13 protein-coding genes are annotated in these 14,694 nt (G+C 72.3%); 6 read left to right on the top strand and 7 right to left on the bottom strand.

The window, feature by feature from the left end; translation table 11 throughout:
• The first annotated feature begins 213 nt into the window (after positions 1-213).
• The gene (locus tag JIW86_RS29900) at positions 214-1,755 is read left to right on the top strand and encodes a S8 family serine peptidase (protein WP_257556905.1); all 1,542 of its coding nucleotides are present in this window, start codon (positions 214-216) and stop codon (positions 1,753-1,755) included.
• 103 nt (positions 1,756-1,858) lie between these two features.
• Here the strand turns inward: JIW86_RS29900 and JIW86_RS29895 are convergent, their stop codons facing one another.
• The 7 genes from JIW86_RS29895 to JIW86_RS29865 form a co-directional block, all read right to left on the bottom strand.
• The gene (locus tag JIW86_RS29895) at positions 1,859-2,902 is read right to left on the bottom strand and encodes a zinc-dependent alcohol dehydrogenase family protein (RefSeq protein ID WP_215139849.1); all 1,044 of its coding nucleotides are present in this window, start codon (positions 2,900-2,902) and stop codon (positions 1,859-1,861) included.
• A gap of 30 nt (positions 2,903-2,932) precedes the next feature.
• A complete protein-coding gene (locus JIW86_RS29890) occupies positions 2,933-3,640 on the bottom strand; it encodes a lysoplasmalogenase (RefSeq protein ID WP_257556904.1) in 708 nt (235 codons plus the stop codon).
• Positions 3,637-4,524 carry a sterol desaturase family protein gene (locus JIW86_RS29885; RefSeq protein WP_257556903.1) on the bottom strand — a complete coding sequence of 296 codons (888 nt, stop codon included), beginning with the start codon at positions 4,522-4,524 and terminating at the stop codon, positions 3,637-3,639. The genes JIW86_RS29890 and JIW86_RS29885 overlap by 4 nt, the downstream gene beginning before the upstream one ends.
• Positions 4,525-4,669: 145 nt before the next feature.
• Positions 4,670-5,890 (bottom strand): amidohydrolase family protein, encoded by a 1,221-nt coding sequence (locus tag JIW86_RS29880; RefSeq protein WP_215139852.1) that lies wholly within the window; start codon positions 5,888-5,890, stop codon positions 4,670-4,672.
• Positions 5,887-7,191, bottom strand: a complete 1,305-nt coding sequence (locus tag JIW86_RS29875; RefSeq protein ID WP_257556902.1) for an amidohydrolase family protein — start codon at positions 7,189-7,191, stop codon at positions 5,887-5,889. Before JIW86_RS29875 ends, JIW86_RS29880 begins: the two co-directional genes overlap by 4 nt.
• An 11-nt stretch (positions 7,192-7,202) precedes the next feature.
• Complete coding sequence (locus JIW86_RS29870) at positions 7,203-8,087, bottom strand: SDR family NAD(P)-dependent oxidoreductase (RefSeq protein ID WP_257556901.1); 885 nt, start codon at positions 8,085-8,087, stop codon at positions 7,203-7,205.
• Between the two features lies 1 nt (position 8,088).
• Complete coding sequence (locus tag JIW86_RS29865) at positions 8,089-8,886, bottom strand: acetoacetate decarboxylase family protein (RefSeq protein ID WP_215139855.1); 798 nt, start codon at positions 8,884-8,886, stop codon at positions 8,089-8,091.
• Between the two features lie 132 nt (positions 8,887-9,018).
• Here JIW86_RS29865 and JIW86_RS29860 point away from each other — a divergent pair, with 132 nt between their 5' ends.
• The 5 genes from JIW86_RS29860 to JIW86_RS29840 all read left to right on the top strand — a co-directional run bounded on the left by JIW86_RS29860 (position 9,019) and on the right by JIW86_RS29840 (position 14,685).
• Positions 9,019-9,651: a TetR/AcrR family transcriptional regulator gene (locus tag JIW86_RS29860; RefSeq protein WP_215139856.1), complete on the top strand. Its 633-nt coding sequence runs from the start codon at positions 9,019-9,021 to the stop codon at positions 9,649-9,651.
• Between the two features lie 150 nt (positions 9,652-9,801).
• Positions 9,802-12,411 carry an MXAN_6230/SCO0854 family RING domain-containing protein gene (locus tag JIW86_RS29855; RefSeq protein ID WP_257556900.1) on the top strand — a complete coding sequence of 870 codons (2,610 nt, stop codon included), beginning with the start codon at positions 9,802-9,804 and terminating at the stop codon, positions 12,409-12,411.
• Between the two features lie 75 nt (positions 12,412-12,486).
• Positions 12,487-13,500: a DEDDh family exonuclease gene (locus tag JIW86_RS29850; RefSeq protein WP_257556899.1), complete on the top strand. Its 1,014-nt coding sequence runs from the start codon at positions 12,487-12,489 to the stop codon at positions 13,498-13,500.
• An 87-nt stretch (positions 13,501-13,587) separates the two neighbouring features.
• On the top strand, positions 13,588-13,821 hold the full coding sequence (locus JIW86_RS29845) for a hypothetical protein (RefSeq protein ID WP_257556898.1): 234 nt from the start codon (positions 13,588-13,590) through the stop codon (positions 13,819-13,821).
• 69 nt (positions 13,822-13,890) lie between these two features.
• Positions 13,891-14,685, top strand: coding sequence for an SURF1 family protein (locus JIW86_RS29840; RefSeq protein ID WP_257556897.1), 795 nt, complete (start codon positions 13,891-13,893; stop codon positions 14,683-14,685).
• The last annotated feature ends 9 nt before the right edge of the window (positions 14,686-14,694 follow it).

Raw genomic sequence — 14,694 nt, 5'->3', positions numbered from 1 at the left:
CAACCTCCGTGTGGGGGGACGGTGGTGCTGAGCCCCCCTGTCAACGGCACGGCCGGCGCGTCGGGACGGTTCAACACCCGCTGTTTCTTTAGAGACTGATTTCTCGAACTGATGGCGCAGAAGGGAACACCGGCACTAGGTTCCCCATGTCATGAACCCGTCCGCCGTGACCACGTCCGGACGGCTTCTTTTCAAGGATGATGTGGAGAACCCATGGCTCATCTGGGATCCGGCCGCCGGCGAGCTCTCGCCGTTCCGGTCGGCCTGGCGCTCACCGCCTCGCTCGCCTTCCTGCCCTCGGTCGCGGCTTCCGCCGCCCCGCTGGGCAACACGGCGGACGCGGCGACGGCCTCCAAGGCCGACACCACCGGGCCCAAGCTGTCGTACGTGGCGAACCTGAACGCGTACGCCACGGTCCCCGCGGCGAAGAAGGCCGTCGAGCGGGCCGGTGGAACCGTGGTGACGGTCCATGAGCAGATCGGCGTCGTCGTCGCACACTCCCAGAACCCGGAGTTCGCGAAGCAGCTGAGGGCCCAGCGCGGCCTGTTCGTGTCGGTGGGCGCCACCCGTACGGCCCCTCTGCAGACGGTGCAGACCACCGAGGAGGGCACGACGCAGCAGCTCAGCGCGGCGGACGCCGCCAAGGCGGCTGCGGACGCGGCGCCGGGCCAGGAGCCGCTGGAGTCCAACCAGTGGGACCTGCGGGCGATCAAGGCCGACCAGGCTCACAAGATCAACGATGGCAGCCCGGACGTCACGGTGGGCATCATCGACACGGGTGTCGACGACACCCACCCCGATCTCGCCGCGAACTTCTCCAAGGAGCAGTCGGCCAACTGCGTCGGCGGCGTCCCGGACACCTCCGAGGGCGCCTGGCGCCCGTACGTGGACGGCAGCGACCACGGCACGCACGTGGCCGGCACCATCGGCGCCCCGCGCAACGGCGTGGGCGTCAGCGGTGTCGCGCCCGGTGTGAAGCTCGCCGCGATCAAGGTGAGCGAGCCCGGGACCAGCCTCTTCTACACCGAGGCGGTCGTCTGCGGCTTCATGTTCGCCGCCGAGAAGGGGATCGAGGTGACCAACAACAGCTACTACGTCGACCCCTGGTACTTCAACTGCAAGACGGACGACGACCAGAAGGCGCTGGTGGAGGCCCTCACCCGGGCGAGCAACTACGCCCAGCGCAAGGGCGTGCTGAACGTCGCCGCGGCGGGCAACGAGAACTTCGACCTGTCGGCCGACTCGATCGTCGACGACACCAGCCCGAACGACACCACCCCGGTGCCGCGCACCATCGACCCGCGGGTCTGCCTCGACGTGCCGACCCAGCTGCCGGGCGTGGTCACGGTGACCGCGACCGGTGACAAGGGCTTCAAGTCGTACTACTCGAGCTTCGGCCTGGGCGTGGCGGACGTCGCCGCCCCCGGCGGCGACAAGTGGCAGGTCCCGGCCACCCCGGACGCCAACGGCCGCGTGCTGTCCACCATCCCGGGCGGCTACGGCTACAAGCAGGGCACCTCGATGGCCACCCCGCACGTCGCGGGCGTCGCGGCCCTGCTCAAGAGCGCGCACCCGTCGGCCACGCCGTCGCAGCTCCAGGCGATGCTCAAGGGCCAGGCCACCAAGACGGCCTGCCCGGCCCAGGTCTACGACGCCACGGGCGCGCTGATAGACGCCACCACCTGCGAGAGCAAGTGGGGTCAGACCGGCTACTACGGCTACGGCGTGGTCGACGCGCTGAAGGCCGTGAAGTAACACCTGGTACGCGAGAGGGCCGGGCGGGGGTGACCCCCGCCCGGCCCTCTCACATGTGGCGCCTCACATGTGGCGCCTCACATGTGGCGCCTCGCATGCGGCGTCAGGGCTTGATCATCACCTTGAGCGCGCTGCGGTCGTCCATCGCGCGGTAGCCCTCCGGGACCTCGTCCAGGGACACGGCCCGGTCGAAGACCGGCGCCGGGTCGATGGCTCCGCTGAGCACGTCCTCCAGCAGCTCCGGGATGTAGGCGCGGACCGGGGCCACGCCCCCGCGCAGGGTGATGTTGCGGTCGAACATCACGCCGAGGTCGAGACCGGTGCCGCTGCCGTGCGGCACGCCGACGTAGCCGATGGCCCCGCCGTCGCGGGTGATGTTCACGGCGGTGCGCATCGACTGCTCGGTGCCGACCGCCTCGATGACCGCGTGCGCGCCCCGGCCGCCGAGGAGCTCGCGCACGGCCGCCTCGGCGGCCTCGCCGCGCTCGGCGACGACGTCGGTGGCGCCGAAGAGCTTGGCGATGTCCGTACGTACGGTGTGGCGGCCCAGCGCGATGATCCGCTCGGCGCCGAGGCGCTTTGCGGCGAGGACGCCGCACAGGCCGACCGCGCCGTCACCGACGACGGCGACCGTGGAGCCCTTGCGCACGCCCGCGCCCAGCGCCGCGTGGTGGCCGGTGCCCATGACGTCGGACAGCGCGAGCAGCCCGGTGAGCAGGTGGTCGTCGGAGGCGGCCTCGGCGGGCAGCTTCACCAGGGTGCCGTCGGCGTGCGGGACGCGGACGGCCTCGCCCTGGCCGCCGTCGTGGCCGACCGAGCCCCAGAAGCCGCCGTACTCGCAGGAGGTGAAGAGGCTCTCGGAGCAGTAGTCGCAGGTGCCGTCCGACCACATGAAGGGCGCGACGACGAGGTCGCCGGCACGCAGGCCGGACACGGCGGAGCCGGTCTCCTCGACGATGCCCAGGAACTCGTGGCCGATGCGCTGACCGGGCTGACGTGCGGCCTCGCCGCGGTAGGCCCACAGGTCGCTGCCGCAGATGCAGGCACGCAGGACGCGGACGACGGCGTCCTCGGGGCGCTGGATCGCAGCGTCGGGCACCTCCTCCACGCGTATGTCGTGCGGGGCGTGGATGACGGTGGCGCGCATGGTGAGGCAGTCCTCCGGCTCGGGGATGGTTCAGTCTTGGCTGTGCTGCCCTTGTGGGACCGTCATACGGTACGCCTGCGCGGAGGTGAGCGTGCCCGTGGCCAGCAGGTACTGGGCGGCCAGGTAGGTCGCCATGATCCAGAAGTCGGGCCGGGGCAGCTGCGGCCACTCGGCGACCCCGGTCGCGATGAGCGTGTCGGAGAGCAGGAACAGCGCCCCGCCGATCCCGGCCCGCAGCCCGAGGGCACTGGAGCGGAAGGCCATGGCGGTGAGCAGCAGGCTGTAGCCGGCGACGGGGATGCGCAGATCGGCCGGGAGGTCCGCCCACATGAGACCAATGGTCCCGAGGAGGGCGAGGCCGTACGCGCCCCCGAGCAGGGGGTTGGCGGCGCGCCGGCCGAAGAGCACGAGGTAGCAGACGTGGCCGGCGGCGAAGGAGCCCATGCCGATCAGGAAGGCGGGCTCGGCGTCGAAGAGCAGGGCTAGGTCCCCGCCCCAGCCGAACAGCAGGGCGGCGACCAGCAGGCGGGGCGCGCGGCGGGTGATCACGTACGCCACCAGCAGCGGCATCAGCAGCGGCTTGGCGAGGACGTGCCCGAGGTGCCAGCCGGCGAGCAGCGAGCCGAGGTCGGCGACGGTGGCCGCGGCGAAGGCGGCGAGCAGCGCGCGGGCGGCGGCTGCGCCCCGTTCGGGGACGGGGCGGGCCCAGGACGGCGTACGGGAGGCGGCGGCGCTCATGCCGCGTGCTCCGGAGCGGCCTGCGCGGCGGGGGCCGGGGCGGCGGCCGGGACCGGGGCGGGCTGCCAGCCGGGGCCGCGGAAGACGCGTCCGGCGCGCTCGCGCCAACTGCGGGCCGCCCGTACGTCGCGGGCGATGGCGGCGTACTCGTGGGTGGCCACGCGCAGCGGGTTGTGGGTGCCGATGTTCTTGGTGAGCCCGTAGACGGGCCGCTCCGTCTCCCCCACCCAGGAGCCGAACATCCGGTCCCAGATGATCAGGATCCCGCCGAAGTTGCGGTCCAGGTATCCGCCCTGGGAGGCGTGGTGGACGCGGTGGTGGGAGGGGGTGTTGAAGACGTACTCGTAGGGGCGGGGCAGCTTCCCGATGCGCTCGGTGTGGACCCAGAACTGGTACAGGAGGTTGATCCCGTAGCAGAACGGGATCGCCGCGGGGTGCACGCCGAGGGCCACCATGGGCAGGTAGAACCACCAGGTGGTGGCGCTGGTCCAGGGCTGGCGCAGGGCGGTGGTGAGGTTGAACCGCCGGCTGCTGTGGTGGACCACGTGGCAGGCCCACAGGATGCGGATGACGTGGTGGCCGCGGTGCTGCCAGTAGTACAGGAAGTCCTGGGCGAGCAGCATCAGCAGGGCGGTCCACCACAGGAACGGCACCCGCAGCGGGGTGAGTTCGTAGACCGCGGTGAAGACCGCGACGACCGGGATCTTCCACAGCAGGTCGAATCCGATGCTGCCGAGACCCATGGTGACGCTCGTGACCGCGTCCTTGGTGTCGTACCCGGCGGCGTCCTCGTCGGGACGGAGCCGGTAGCTCACCACCTCCAGGACGGTGAGCAGCACGAAGGCCGGTATGGACCACAGCACGACATCGGGCAGGTTCGGCATGACCGCACCATAGAGGCGCCTCCGGGGGCACCGCTAGAGGTTGTTACCGATCGGTATCCATCGGGGTTACCGATGGTTCGCGAGAGCACGATCCCGCCGGGGCGGATCACGTATGCCTTCCGTGATCCGCCCCGGCGGAGGCCCGTCACCAGACGCGGACCGAGCCGCCGCGGGCGAAGGCCGGGCTGGTGGCCTCCGGGGGGATCTCGGTCAGGGGTTCCGCGATCTCCGAGACCCGGGGGCCGCACTTCGCCGCCACCGCGTCCAGCAGCGGGAGGTCGAAGCCGTAGACGCGGGCCGCGTTGCCGCCGACCATCGCGGCGACCTCGGCGCGCGGGAGGCCCGCGTAGGCGATGCGGAGGCCTTCGCGGGAGAACGGGGTCGTGCCCTCGTCGTGGGGGTAGTCGCTGCCCCACATGATCTTGTCGAGGCCGATCCGCTCCCGCAGCGGGACCTCGTGGGGGCGCATGAAGCTCGCGCCCACGAAGCAGTTGTCCCGCCAGACCTCGCTCGGGCCCTTGCCCATCGCCTCGGCGAGGCCCGCCCCGAACTTGGACTCGGCCGTGGCCGAGGCCGCGACCAGCCGGCCGTGGTAGTAGTCCAGCATCTCCAGCACGCCCGGGATCCAGCCGGAGCCCTGCTCCGTCAGGACCAGCTTGAGGCCCGGGTGGCGGCGGAAGGTGCCGCCGAAGACGAGGTGCCACAGGGCGCGGTGCGAGAACCAGGTGGTTTCGACCATGAAGACCGCGCGGGCGGCGGGTTCGTCCCCCAGGGGCGGCGAGGCCGAGCCGCCGTGGTGGTTGACCGGCACGTCCAGTTCGTCGCACACCGCCCAGATGGGGTCGTAGTCGGCCGAGTAGAGCTCCGGGACCGTCGAGCCGGGCGGGACTCCGGGCAGCAGGATGCCGCCCGTCAGGCCCGCCTCCTTCGTACGGCGGATCTCCTTCACGGCCGCGTCCACGTCGTTCAGCAGGATCTGGACCACGCCTGCCCGGCGGCCCGGCGCGTCCGCGCAGAAGTCCGCCAGCCAGCGGTTGTGGGCCTGGAGCCCGGCCCAGCGCATCTCGTACTCCGCTGCCGTCGGCGGCTGGGCCATCAGGGAGGCCTTGGGGAAGAACGGCGGGATGGTGTTGGGGAAGACGACCTCGGCGACGATGCCGTCCGCCTCCAGCTCGGCCAGCCGGCGCCGGGAGTTCCAGTTCCGGTCCGCCGTGTCCGCGAGGAGGTCCTCGTACGGGTTCACGTAGGTGGCGGCCCAGGCGTCGAAGTCGTCGTGGTGACGCTTCTCCAGGTACGGCTTGTAGTCCAGGAGGTCGGCGCCCGCGTGGCAGTCCGCCGAGATCACGGTGTACCGGTCGCCGGTCATCGCGAGACCCCCAGCACCGGGAAGTCGTGCTCCGTCAGCCAGTGCCGGCCCACCTCGCGGGAGCGGGCCCAGGAGGCCTCCACCGCCGACTGGTCCGGGGACTGGCCCAGCTCGGCCGGGGTGGGGCCGATCCGGCGGGCGATCGGGGCGAGCTTCTCCGTGTCGAAGCCGAAGACCTCGGCCGCCGCCAGCCCCAGCATCCGGCGGGTCTCCGCGACCGGGATGTCGTGGAAGGTCTTGCGCAGCCAGTTCCGGGTGTCGGGCCAGGTGCCCTCGGGGTGCGGGAAGTCCGAGCCCCACAGGATGTTGTCCACGCCGATCTCGTAGCGCTGGGCCAGTTCCCGGCGCTTGGTGTTCGTCGCGCAGATGAAGACCTGCCGGTCCAGGTACTCGCTCGGCGGGCGCTTGAGCTCCTCGAACGGGGAGAGCTTCTTGCCGCCGTGTGCCCCGAGGTAGAGGCGGTCCATGAACCAGAGCTGGTTCGGCAGCCACCAGCAGCCCGATTCCGCCACGCCGAACTTCAGGCCGGGGTGGCGCTCGAAGACCCCGGACCACAGCAGGAACCACAGCGGGCGGGCCGGCCACCAGGTGACCTCGGAGACGAAGATGCCCAGGTGGTCCCCGTACTCGTGGCGCGGCGAGGACCCGGAGTGGGTGACGACCGGCATCTGCGTCTCGGCCGCGGCCGCCCAGACGGGATCGTAACGGCGGTCGTGGTAGGGGGCCTTGTCCACCCACATCGCGGGGATCATCAGGGCGCCCAGCCCGGACTCCTTCGCCCGGTGGATCTCCGCGACGACCTTCGACGGCTCGCCGGTGATGGGGAGCAGGGCGACGCCGCAGTGGCGCTCGGGATTCTCGGACACGAACTCGGCGAGCCAGCGGTTGTGCGCCTGCGCGCCCGCCATGCCGAGCTCGGGGTCCTGGTCGCCGGAGAGGCCCAGGCCCACCCCGAAGGGGGCCGCGGTCTGGCTGTCGACGGCGTCCGCGTCGGGGAAGACGACCTCGGCGGCCACGCCGTCGCCGTCGAGTTCCTTCAGCCGCTGTCCGGTGTCCCAGCCGCCCTTGAGGCCTTCCTCGTGGTCGTGGAACCACTTCTCGGCGAAGGCCTCGTTGCGGACGCCCAGCCGGGTGGCCTCCGCGCGGCGGGCGTCGCGCTCGCCGAGGAACTCGTCGAACTGGGGGTGGAAGCGGGAATCCAGGTAGGGCCGGTACTGCTCCGTGGGGAGGCCCGCGTGACAGTCGGAGGAGATGATCAGGTACGGGTCTTCGGCCGGGTCTTTTCCTAGCGTGTCACTCACTGCAACGCCCCTCAGTCGAGGATGAAGCTTTCCAGGTAGGCGGGGTTGGCGCGGTCGAGCATCGACTGCGACCGGGCGCGGATCTGCCGGTCGCTGTGCTCGCTCGCCGGGAGCATCCAGAAGCGGTCGGCGCGGATGCCGTCGAGGACGTGCTCGGCGACCTCCTCCACCGGGGTGAACGCCACCTCGTGCCCGGCCTGTCTCATCGCCGCCTCGTACTGGTCGAGGCTGCGGTACGGGGACTTGCGCGGGCGCTGCTTCGCGTACCGGTCGGGCCGGTTGCGGTGGGACTCCCACAGCCCGGTGCGCAGCATGTGCGGTCCGGGGAAGAGGACGGAGGCGCCGACGGCCGCGCCTTCCGCCTTGAGGTGGGCGTACAGGGACTCGGTCATGGTGACCACGGCCGCCTTGGTGACGGCGTAGACGGAGGCGGTGGGCAGCGGGGCGATGCCGCCGTCCCCGGAGGAGGTGTTGACGACGTGACCCGGCCCCCCGGCCGCGATCATGCGGGGGACGAAGGCCTGGATGCCGTGGAAGACGCCCCACACGTTGACGGAGAAGGCCCACTTCCAGTCGTTGGGCTCGTGCTCCCACATCCGGCCCTCGGCGCCCGAGCCGACGCCCGCGTTGTTGCAGAGCACGTGCACCCCGCCGAAGGTCTCGTACGCCGCGTCGGCGAGGGAGACCACGGAGTCGCGGTCGCTGACGTCGACCTGCCTGGCGAGCACTTGGGCCCCGTCGGCGGCGAGGTCGTCGGCGGCCTTGCGCAGCGCGCCTTCCTCCACGTCGGCGAGGACGACCTTCAGGCCCTCCGCGGCGAAGCGGCGGGCCATGGCCAGGCCGATGCCGCTGGCGGCGCCGGTGACGACGGCCACCTGTCCCGGTTCGACTCGCACGTCACACACTCCCCTCGGGCGGTCCGTCCAGGATCTGCATCGGGTCGTCGTACCGCTGGTGGATGTACGGGAGCAGGGCCTGGGCGCTGACCCGCTCGACGACCCTGCCCTTCTGGTCGGTGGTCTTCTCGCCGATGGTGATCTCCACGATCCGGCGGACGGGTAGGTCGGCCACGGGGTCGAACATGGACTCGCGGAGCACCACGTCACCGGTGATGTGCTCCAGCTTGCGGACCTTCTCGTTGCGGGTGCAGTGGACGAGCACCGGGTCGACGTCGAAGCCCGAACCGTCCACGGCGGGCAGGAACTTGAAGTAGAAGTCGGTCTTCTGGGTGGGCTCGGGCAGCGGCAGTTCACGGTCGACCGCCCCGCGCACCTCGACGAAGGCGATGCCGTGCCGGGCGAGCGCGGCCCGTACGACGAGACCCTCTCGCTCGACGGTGACCTCGCCCAGCTTCTTCGGTTCGCCGAAGACCTCGCGGCCGCCGGTCAGGGCGCGCTCGAGGGTCATCGGCATGACCAGCGGGTACCAGCCCTCGACCCCGCCGTGCTGGGCGGCGACGGCCACCGAGCCGGCGCCGAGGGGGTAGCCGGGCAGGTCGACCTTGCTGATGTTGGCCCGTACGAGGGGCCGGTCGGCCGGCTTGAGCGGCGGGGGCAGGACCGCCGCCACCACGTCCGGGTCGCTCTCCCAGACGGCCACCACGCCGGTGGACCAGATGTCGGGGAGCTTGGAACTCTTCTCGCGCGACGCCGCGATCTCGGCCTCGGTCCGCGCTCCGTACCGTACGCGTGCCATGTCTCGCACCACCCTTCGGTTCGGTTCTGTAACACAGTTACACCGCCACCGATGAAGGGTAAAGACCCCTGCACGCACCAGAACTGACACTGTGCCAGTTCCAAAGACTCGACAGATGGGTGGGCCGGATCCATGGCCAGAAGCACGCTGACCCGCGACGAGGTGCTGGACGCCGCGGCTTCCCTGGTCAAGCAGCACGGCCCGGCCGCCCTCACCATGCGCAAACTGGCCGCGGAGCTGGGCACCGCGGTGACCTCCATCTACTGGCACGTCGGCAACCGCGAATCACTGCTCGACGCCCTCGTGCGGCGGACCGTCGAGGAGATGGGCGCGATCCTCCCCGCCGGCCGCACCCCCGCCGACCGGATCCTGTCGGTGGCCCGGACCCTGCGCCGCGAACTGCGCGAGCGCCCGCACCTGATCGCGATGGTCCACGAACGCGGTCTCACCGAGCGGATGTTCCTGCCCGCGCAGCAGGCCCTGGTGCACGAGGTGCACGCCGCGGGACTGCGCGGCGCCCGGGCCGCCGACGCGGTGCGCGCGATCCAGTTCCAGATCGTCGGCTTCCTGCTCGTCGAGCGCAATCGCGAGCGCGCGCCGGCCCAGTCCCCCGCCGAGAGCGAGCTCTGGGACCCGGTCGCCGCCCCCCACGACCCGGCGCTCGCCCGCGCGCTGGCCCGCCCGGCCGACCCGGAACGGCTCTTCCTGCTCTCCGTACGGGCCCTCGTGCAGGCTCTGCTGGCACCCTCGGCGGCGCCGCGGTAAATCATGTGCGCGCGCCCGCCTGCCGTGGTTGCATCTGCTGCGCGGGGGCGGCTCCGCGACGTGCTTCCTTCTCACCTTCTCTGACACCCGTAGCGCGTCCCCTCTCCGCCCCCGCCCTCATCCCTTTCCGGTTCCGGAGGAATCCCCCCTTTGCCCGAGCTGTCGACCGTCCTGTTGCGCCGTCTGCACACCGTTTACGTCGACCAGGCCGGGCCGCGCCCGGGCGATCCGCCGACAGCCGGGGGCCTGACGGCCCTGGAGGCCGAACTCCTCGACCGGGGCCACGCCCTGACGGCCCCGCTGCGGGCCGCCCTCGCCTGGCTGGGCCCCACCGGACTGGCTCAGGCCGGCACCCAGCTGGTCCGCGACATCGACGCCCTCCTGGGCGCCGACCGCACCCACATGCCACTGTTCCGCTCCTTCCCGGCCTCCGTGCCCGACGACACCCACGGGCTCTGGGTCGACCGCGTCCGCACGCTGCTCGCGCAGTGGCCGGACCAGCCGTGCGTACTCTGCGCGACCGCGGGCAGCGTCCACCCCGTCTCCCCGTGCGCCCACCTGGTCTGCCGGACCTGCTGGGACGGCGCCGACCACACGGGCTGCCCGGTCTGCCACCGGCGCGTGGACCCGGCCGACCCGTTCCTGCGGCCCGCCGCCATCGGCGAGACGGGCGAGACGGACTCCGCAGGAGACGGGTACGCGGGACCGCTGCGCCTGCTGTCCTTCGGCACCGACCGGGCGGGCGACTCGGTCACCGCGCTCGGCAGACTGCTCGCGCGCCGCACCCCCCTCTCCCCGCAGGACACCGAGGAGACCCGGGTCCTCCTCGCCCACGCCCCCGCCGACCTCGGCTGGCTCCCCGATGCCGTACCCGTACGGGAGACCAAGGCCCTGCTCCTCGGCAGCCTGCTGCGCGAACGCCGCACCCACGCGGCCGTCCGGGCCCTGCTGCCCGAGCGGCTCACCACCGCGACCGACGTGCTCCGCCTGCTCGCCGTGTGGTCCGGCGGCGAGGCCGACCTGCTGGAACCGCCGCGGCTGCGGTCGCTGCCCCGGCCGCTGCGCCGCGAACTGCTCGCCGTCCTGGACTCGCTCGACCCGGTCCTGCTCGTCGAGGACGTCCTGCGCCACGCCGACCTGTGGAAGCGCGCCGCCGAGATCCTCCACCCCTTCGAGCAGTACGCCCGCCACCCGCGTGCCGCGCTCGCCTTCGCCGTGCTGCGCGGAACCAGCACCGGCACGGGCACCGCCCTCGTCACCGCCCTGCTCGCCACCGCCGCCGCGCACCCGGACGCCGTACGCATCGACGGCGGCCGGATCCGGGCGGCCACCTGGAAGGGCCGGGCCGAGGAGGCCCTGCGCGGCGGCGACCCGGACCGCGCCCTCGCCGTCCTGGCCGAGCGGCCCGGCGAACTCGTCCGGCGCCTCGACCACCTGCTGCGGCTGTACGCGGCCGAGGCCCTGCCCCCGCAGGTGGCCGAGGTACTGGAACAGCGGCTCCCGAAGGTGGGCCCGGGGCCGCTGCTGTCCGCGCTCGGGCAGCTGCGGATCCGCCATCTGCCGCGCACACGGCGGGTGTTCTTCCCCCGCGGGCAGGTCACGCACTCCTTCACCCGGGCGGAGGACCGGGCCCCGCTCGCCGAGGCCGTGACCCGTTCCGTGTGCGCGCTGTTCGAGGCCGAGGTGCTGCGTCGGCTCGCCGCTGCCGACCCGTACGACGTGGCGGTCATCGACTCGCGCCTGGCCCATCTCCACGTCCCGTCCGCCGAGCGGGCCTCGGCGAAGGCCCTGGTCACCGTCCCCAAGGGCAGCTTCCAGGCGCTGCCCGACGGTGAGGTGCTGCGCATGTTCCTGCACTGGATGGAACCGCCGAGGAAGCGGGTGGACCTGGACCTGTCGGTGGTGCTGTTCGACGCGGACTGGAACCGCGTGGGCCACTGCGACTACACGCACCTCGTCTACGGCGACGGCGCCGTGGTCCACTCCGGGGACCTCGTCTCGGCGCCCGCGCCGCACGGCGCCAGCGAGTACGTGGACATCGACCTGGACGCCGTCGCAGACCTGGGCGTGCGCTTCGTCATGCCGGTCGTCTTCAGCTTCAACAACATCCCCTTCGAGCTGCTGCCCGACGCCTTCGCCGGGTTCATGGCCTTGCCGGGCCGCACCGGCCGCACCTCCCGCTACGACCCGCGGACCGTCCGCCAGCGGTACGACCTGGTCGGCAACTCGCGGATCCACGTACCGCTCCTCGTCGACCTCGAACGGCGCGGGTTCCTGTGGACCGACGTCCACCTGCCGAAGGACGAGGGCCACCACAGTGTGCGGACGCACGTCGTCGATCTGGCCCGCGTCGGGCGCGACCTCTTCGAGCACTTCTCCACCGGGCGCACCACCTTGTGGGAGTTGGCGGGCTGGCATGCGGCCGCCCGCTGCCCCGAGGTGACCGTGATGCGCCGCACACCCCGGCCCGCCGACCCCGACGAGTTGTGGACCTTCCGGCGGCGGGTGGACGAGGACACCGCGGCCTTCGCCGCCCGCGTGGTCGGGCTGTGCGACCCGGAGGACCTGGTGCGCTCGGCGGCGGTCGACGCCCTCGCGGGCCGCGCCGCCTCCGGGCGGTCCGCCTTCCTCGCGCTGGTCGACGGCGATGTCGCGCCGTCCCGCGCGAGCGGCTCCGTATACCGCCTGCTGCCGGGGCCCGTTGACGGCTGCGGCCTCGAACAGCTCGCGGCGGGCGACCTCGTCGCCGCCCTGGGCTGAACTCCGCGCCGGCTCGTCCCGGAGAGGGCCTCGAGGCCTTCGGGCCACAGCTGTCAGTCGGGGCCGATATCCTCTGTGACCATGCTCGACGACCGTACGACCGCAGAGACGATGTGGCCGACCGCGTACCCACAGGGGTACGCGGTCGTCGACGTGGAGACCACCGGGCTCGCTCGCGACGACCGGATAGTCTCCGCCGCCGTCTACCGGCTCGACGCGCAGGGCAATGTGGAGGACCACTGGTACACCCTGGTCAACCCGCAGCGGGATCCCGGGCCGGTGTGGATCCACGGTCTCACCAGCGACATGCTCTCCGGCGCACCGCTCTTCAAGGACATCGCCGAAGAGTTCGCCGGCCGGCTCGCGGACCGGGTGCTGGTCGCGCACAACGCCATCTTCGACTGGCAGATGATCGCCCGGGAGTACGCGCGGGCCGCCGAGACCGCGCCGGTCCGTCAGCGGCTGTGCACCATCGCCCTGTCGAAGGAGCTGAACCTCCCGCTGCCCAACCACAAGCTGGAGTCGCTCGCCGCGCACTTCGGCGTGGTCCAGCAGCGCGCCCACCACGCGCTCGACGACGCCCGGGTGCTGGCGGAGGCGTTCCGTCCGTCCCTGCACGCGGCCGCGCGGGACGGCGTACGGCTGCCCCTGCTGGAATGCCGGCCGCTGACGGAGTGGTCGGACTCCCCCGCCACCCCGCGGGTGGGCTACCAGGCCTCCTACCGGGGCGGCAGCTGGCGGCCCTCGCGCAAGCGGCCGCCGTGCCCGCACCCGAACCCGGGGCGCTACGAGGACGGCAAGCCGCTGAAGCAGGGCATGCGGATCGCCTTCTCCGGCGACACCTCCGTGGACCGGGAGCTGCTCGAGGACCGCGCGGTCGAGGCGGGCCTGCACATCGCGACGAGCGTGTCGCGGCTCACCAGCCTGCTGGTGACGAACGACCCGGACTCGGCGACCTCGAAGACGGTCAAGGCGAAGTCCTTCGGCACGCCGGTGGTCGACGAGGCCGCCTTCACCCAGCTGCTGCGGGACGTCGCGGCGGCCGGGGACCGCGCCGCCGACCGAGCCGCCGAGCGCCCCGCGGACTGATCCCCGATTGCGCCGGGTGGGTGCCGGCGCGGCGACTCACCCCGGTGGATCTTGTTCCGGTCCGCCGCCGTGCGCAGCATTCGGCGCATGGCACGTTGTGAGGTCTGCGGAAACGATTACGGCATGTCCTTCGAGGTGCACGCGCAGGGCGCCGTGCACGTCTTCGACTGCTTCTCCTGCGCCATTCACCGCATGGCGCCCGTCTGCGAGCACTGCCGGGTCCAGATCATCGGACAGGGCGTCGAGGTCGAGGGGCAGTGGTACTGCGGGGCGCACTGCGCCCGTGCGGAGGGGAAGGTGGGCATCGTCGACCGCGTCTGACGTCCGCGTCGGCCCCGTACGGCCACCCGGCCGTACGGGGCCGACCCCGCTGGGGGTACCGTCGTGGGCGTGTACCGCTTTGTGCTGACCCGGCAGTGGGTGTGCCTCACCCTCATCGCCCTCGTCCTCATCCCCGTGATGATCAAGCTGGGGTTCTGGCAGTTCCACCGCCATGAGCACCGGGTCGCGCAGAACCAGCTCATCGACGCGAACCTGCGGGCGAAGCCGGTCCCCATGACCGAGGTCACCTCCCCCGGCCACCGGGTCCCCCGCGCGGACTTCTGGCGGGCGGTCACCGCGACCGGCACGTACGACACCGCGCACGAGGTGGTCGTCCGGATGCGGACCGACAACGACGACAAGGTCGGCTTCCACGTCCTGACCCCGCTCGTCCTCGGCGACGGCCGGGTGGTGCTCGTCAACCGCGGCTGGGTGCCGGGCGGCGACGACCCCCGCGCGTACCCGCCGGTGCCGGCCGCCCCCTCGGGCGAGGTCACGGTCACCGGCCGGCTGAAGGCCGACGAGACCAGCGCCGGCAGCGGCATCAAGGACCGCAAGGGCCTGCCGGACCGCCAGGTGATGCTGATCAACAGCACGCAGCAGTCCGAGTCCCTGGGCAGGCCCGTCCTCGGCGGCTACCTGGAGCTCACCGGCCCGGCGCCGGCCGACGGCAGCCCCCAGATGGTCGCCGAGCCCGACCACGACTCGATCGGCGCGCACATGGCGTACGCCGTCCAGTGGTGGCTGTTCGCGTCCGCGGTCCCGGTGGGCTGGGTGGTCCTCGTACGGCGCGAGAAGCGAGAGCGCGAGGAGCAGGCGGCCGGATCCGGATCCGGCGCCGAGCGGGAGCCCGCGACGGCGTAGCGTGTCGGC

This window comes from Streptomyces sp. NBC_00162 (assembly GCF_024611995.1).
Lineage (GTDB): Bacteria > Actinomycetota > Actinomycetes > Streptomycetales > Streptomycetaceae > Streptomyces.
Note: the sequence above shows the minus strand (reverse complement) of the source record. Positions and strands in the feature narration are given on the sequence as shown.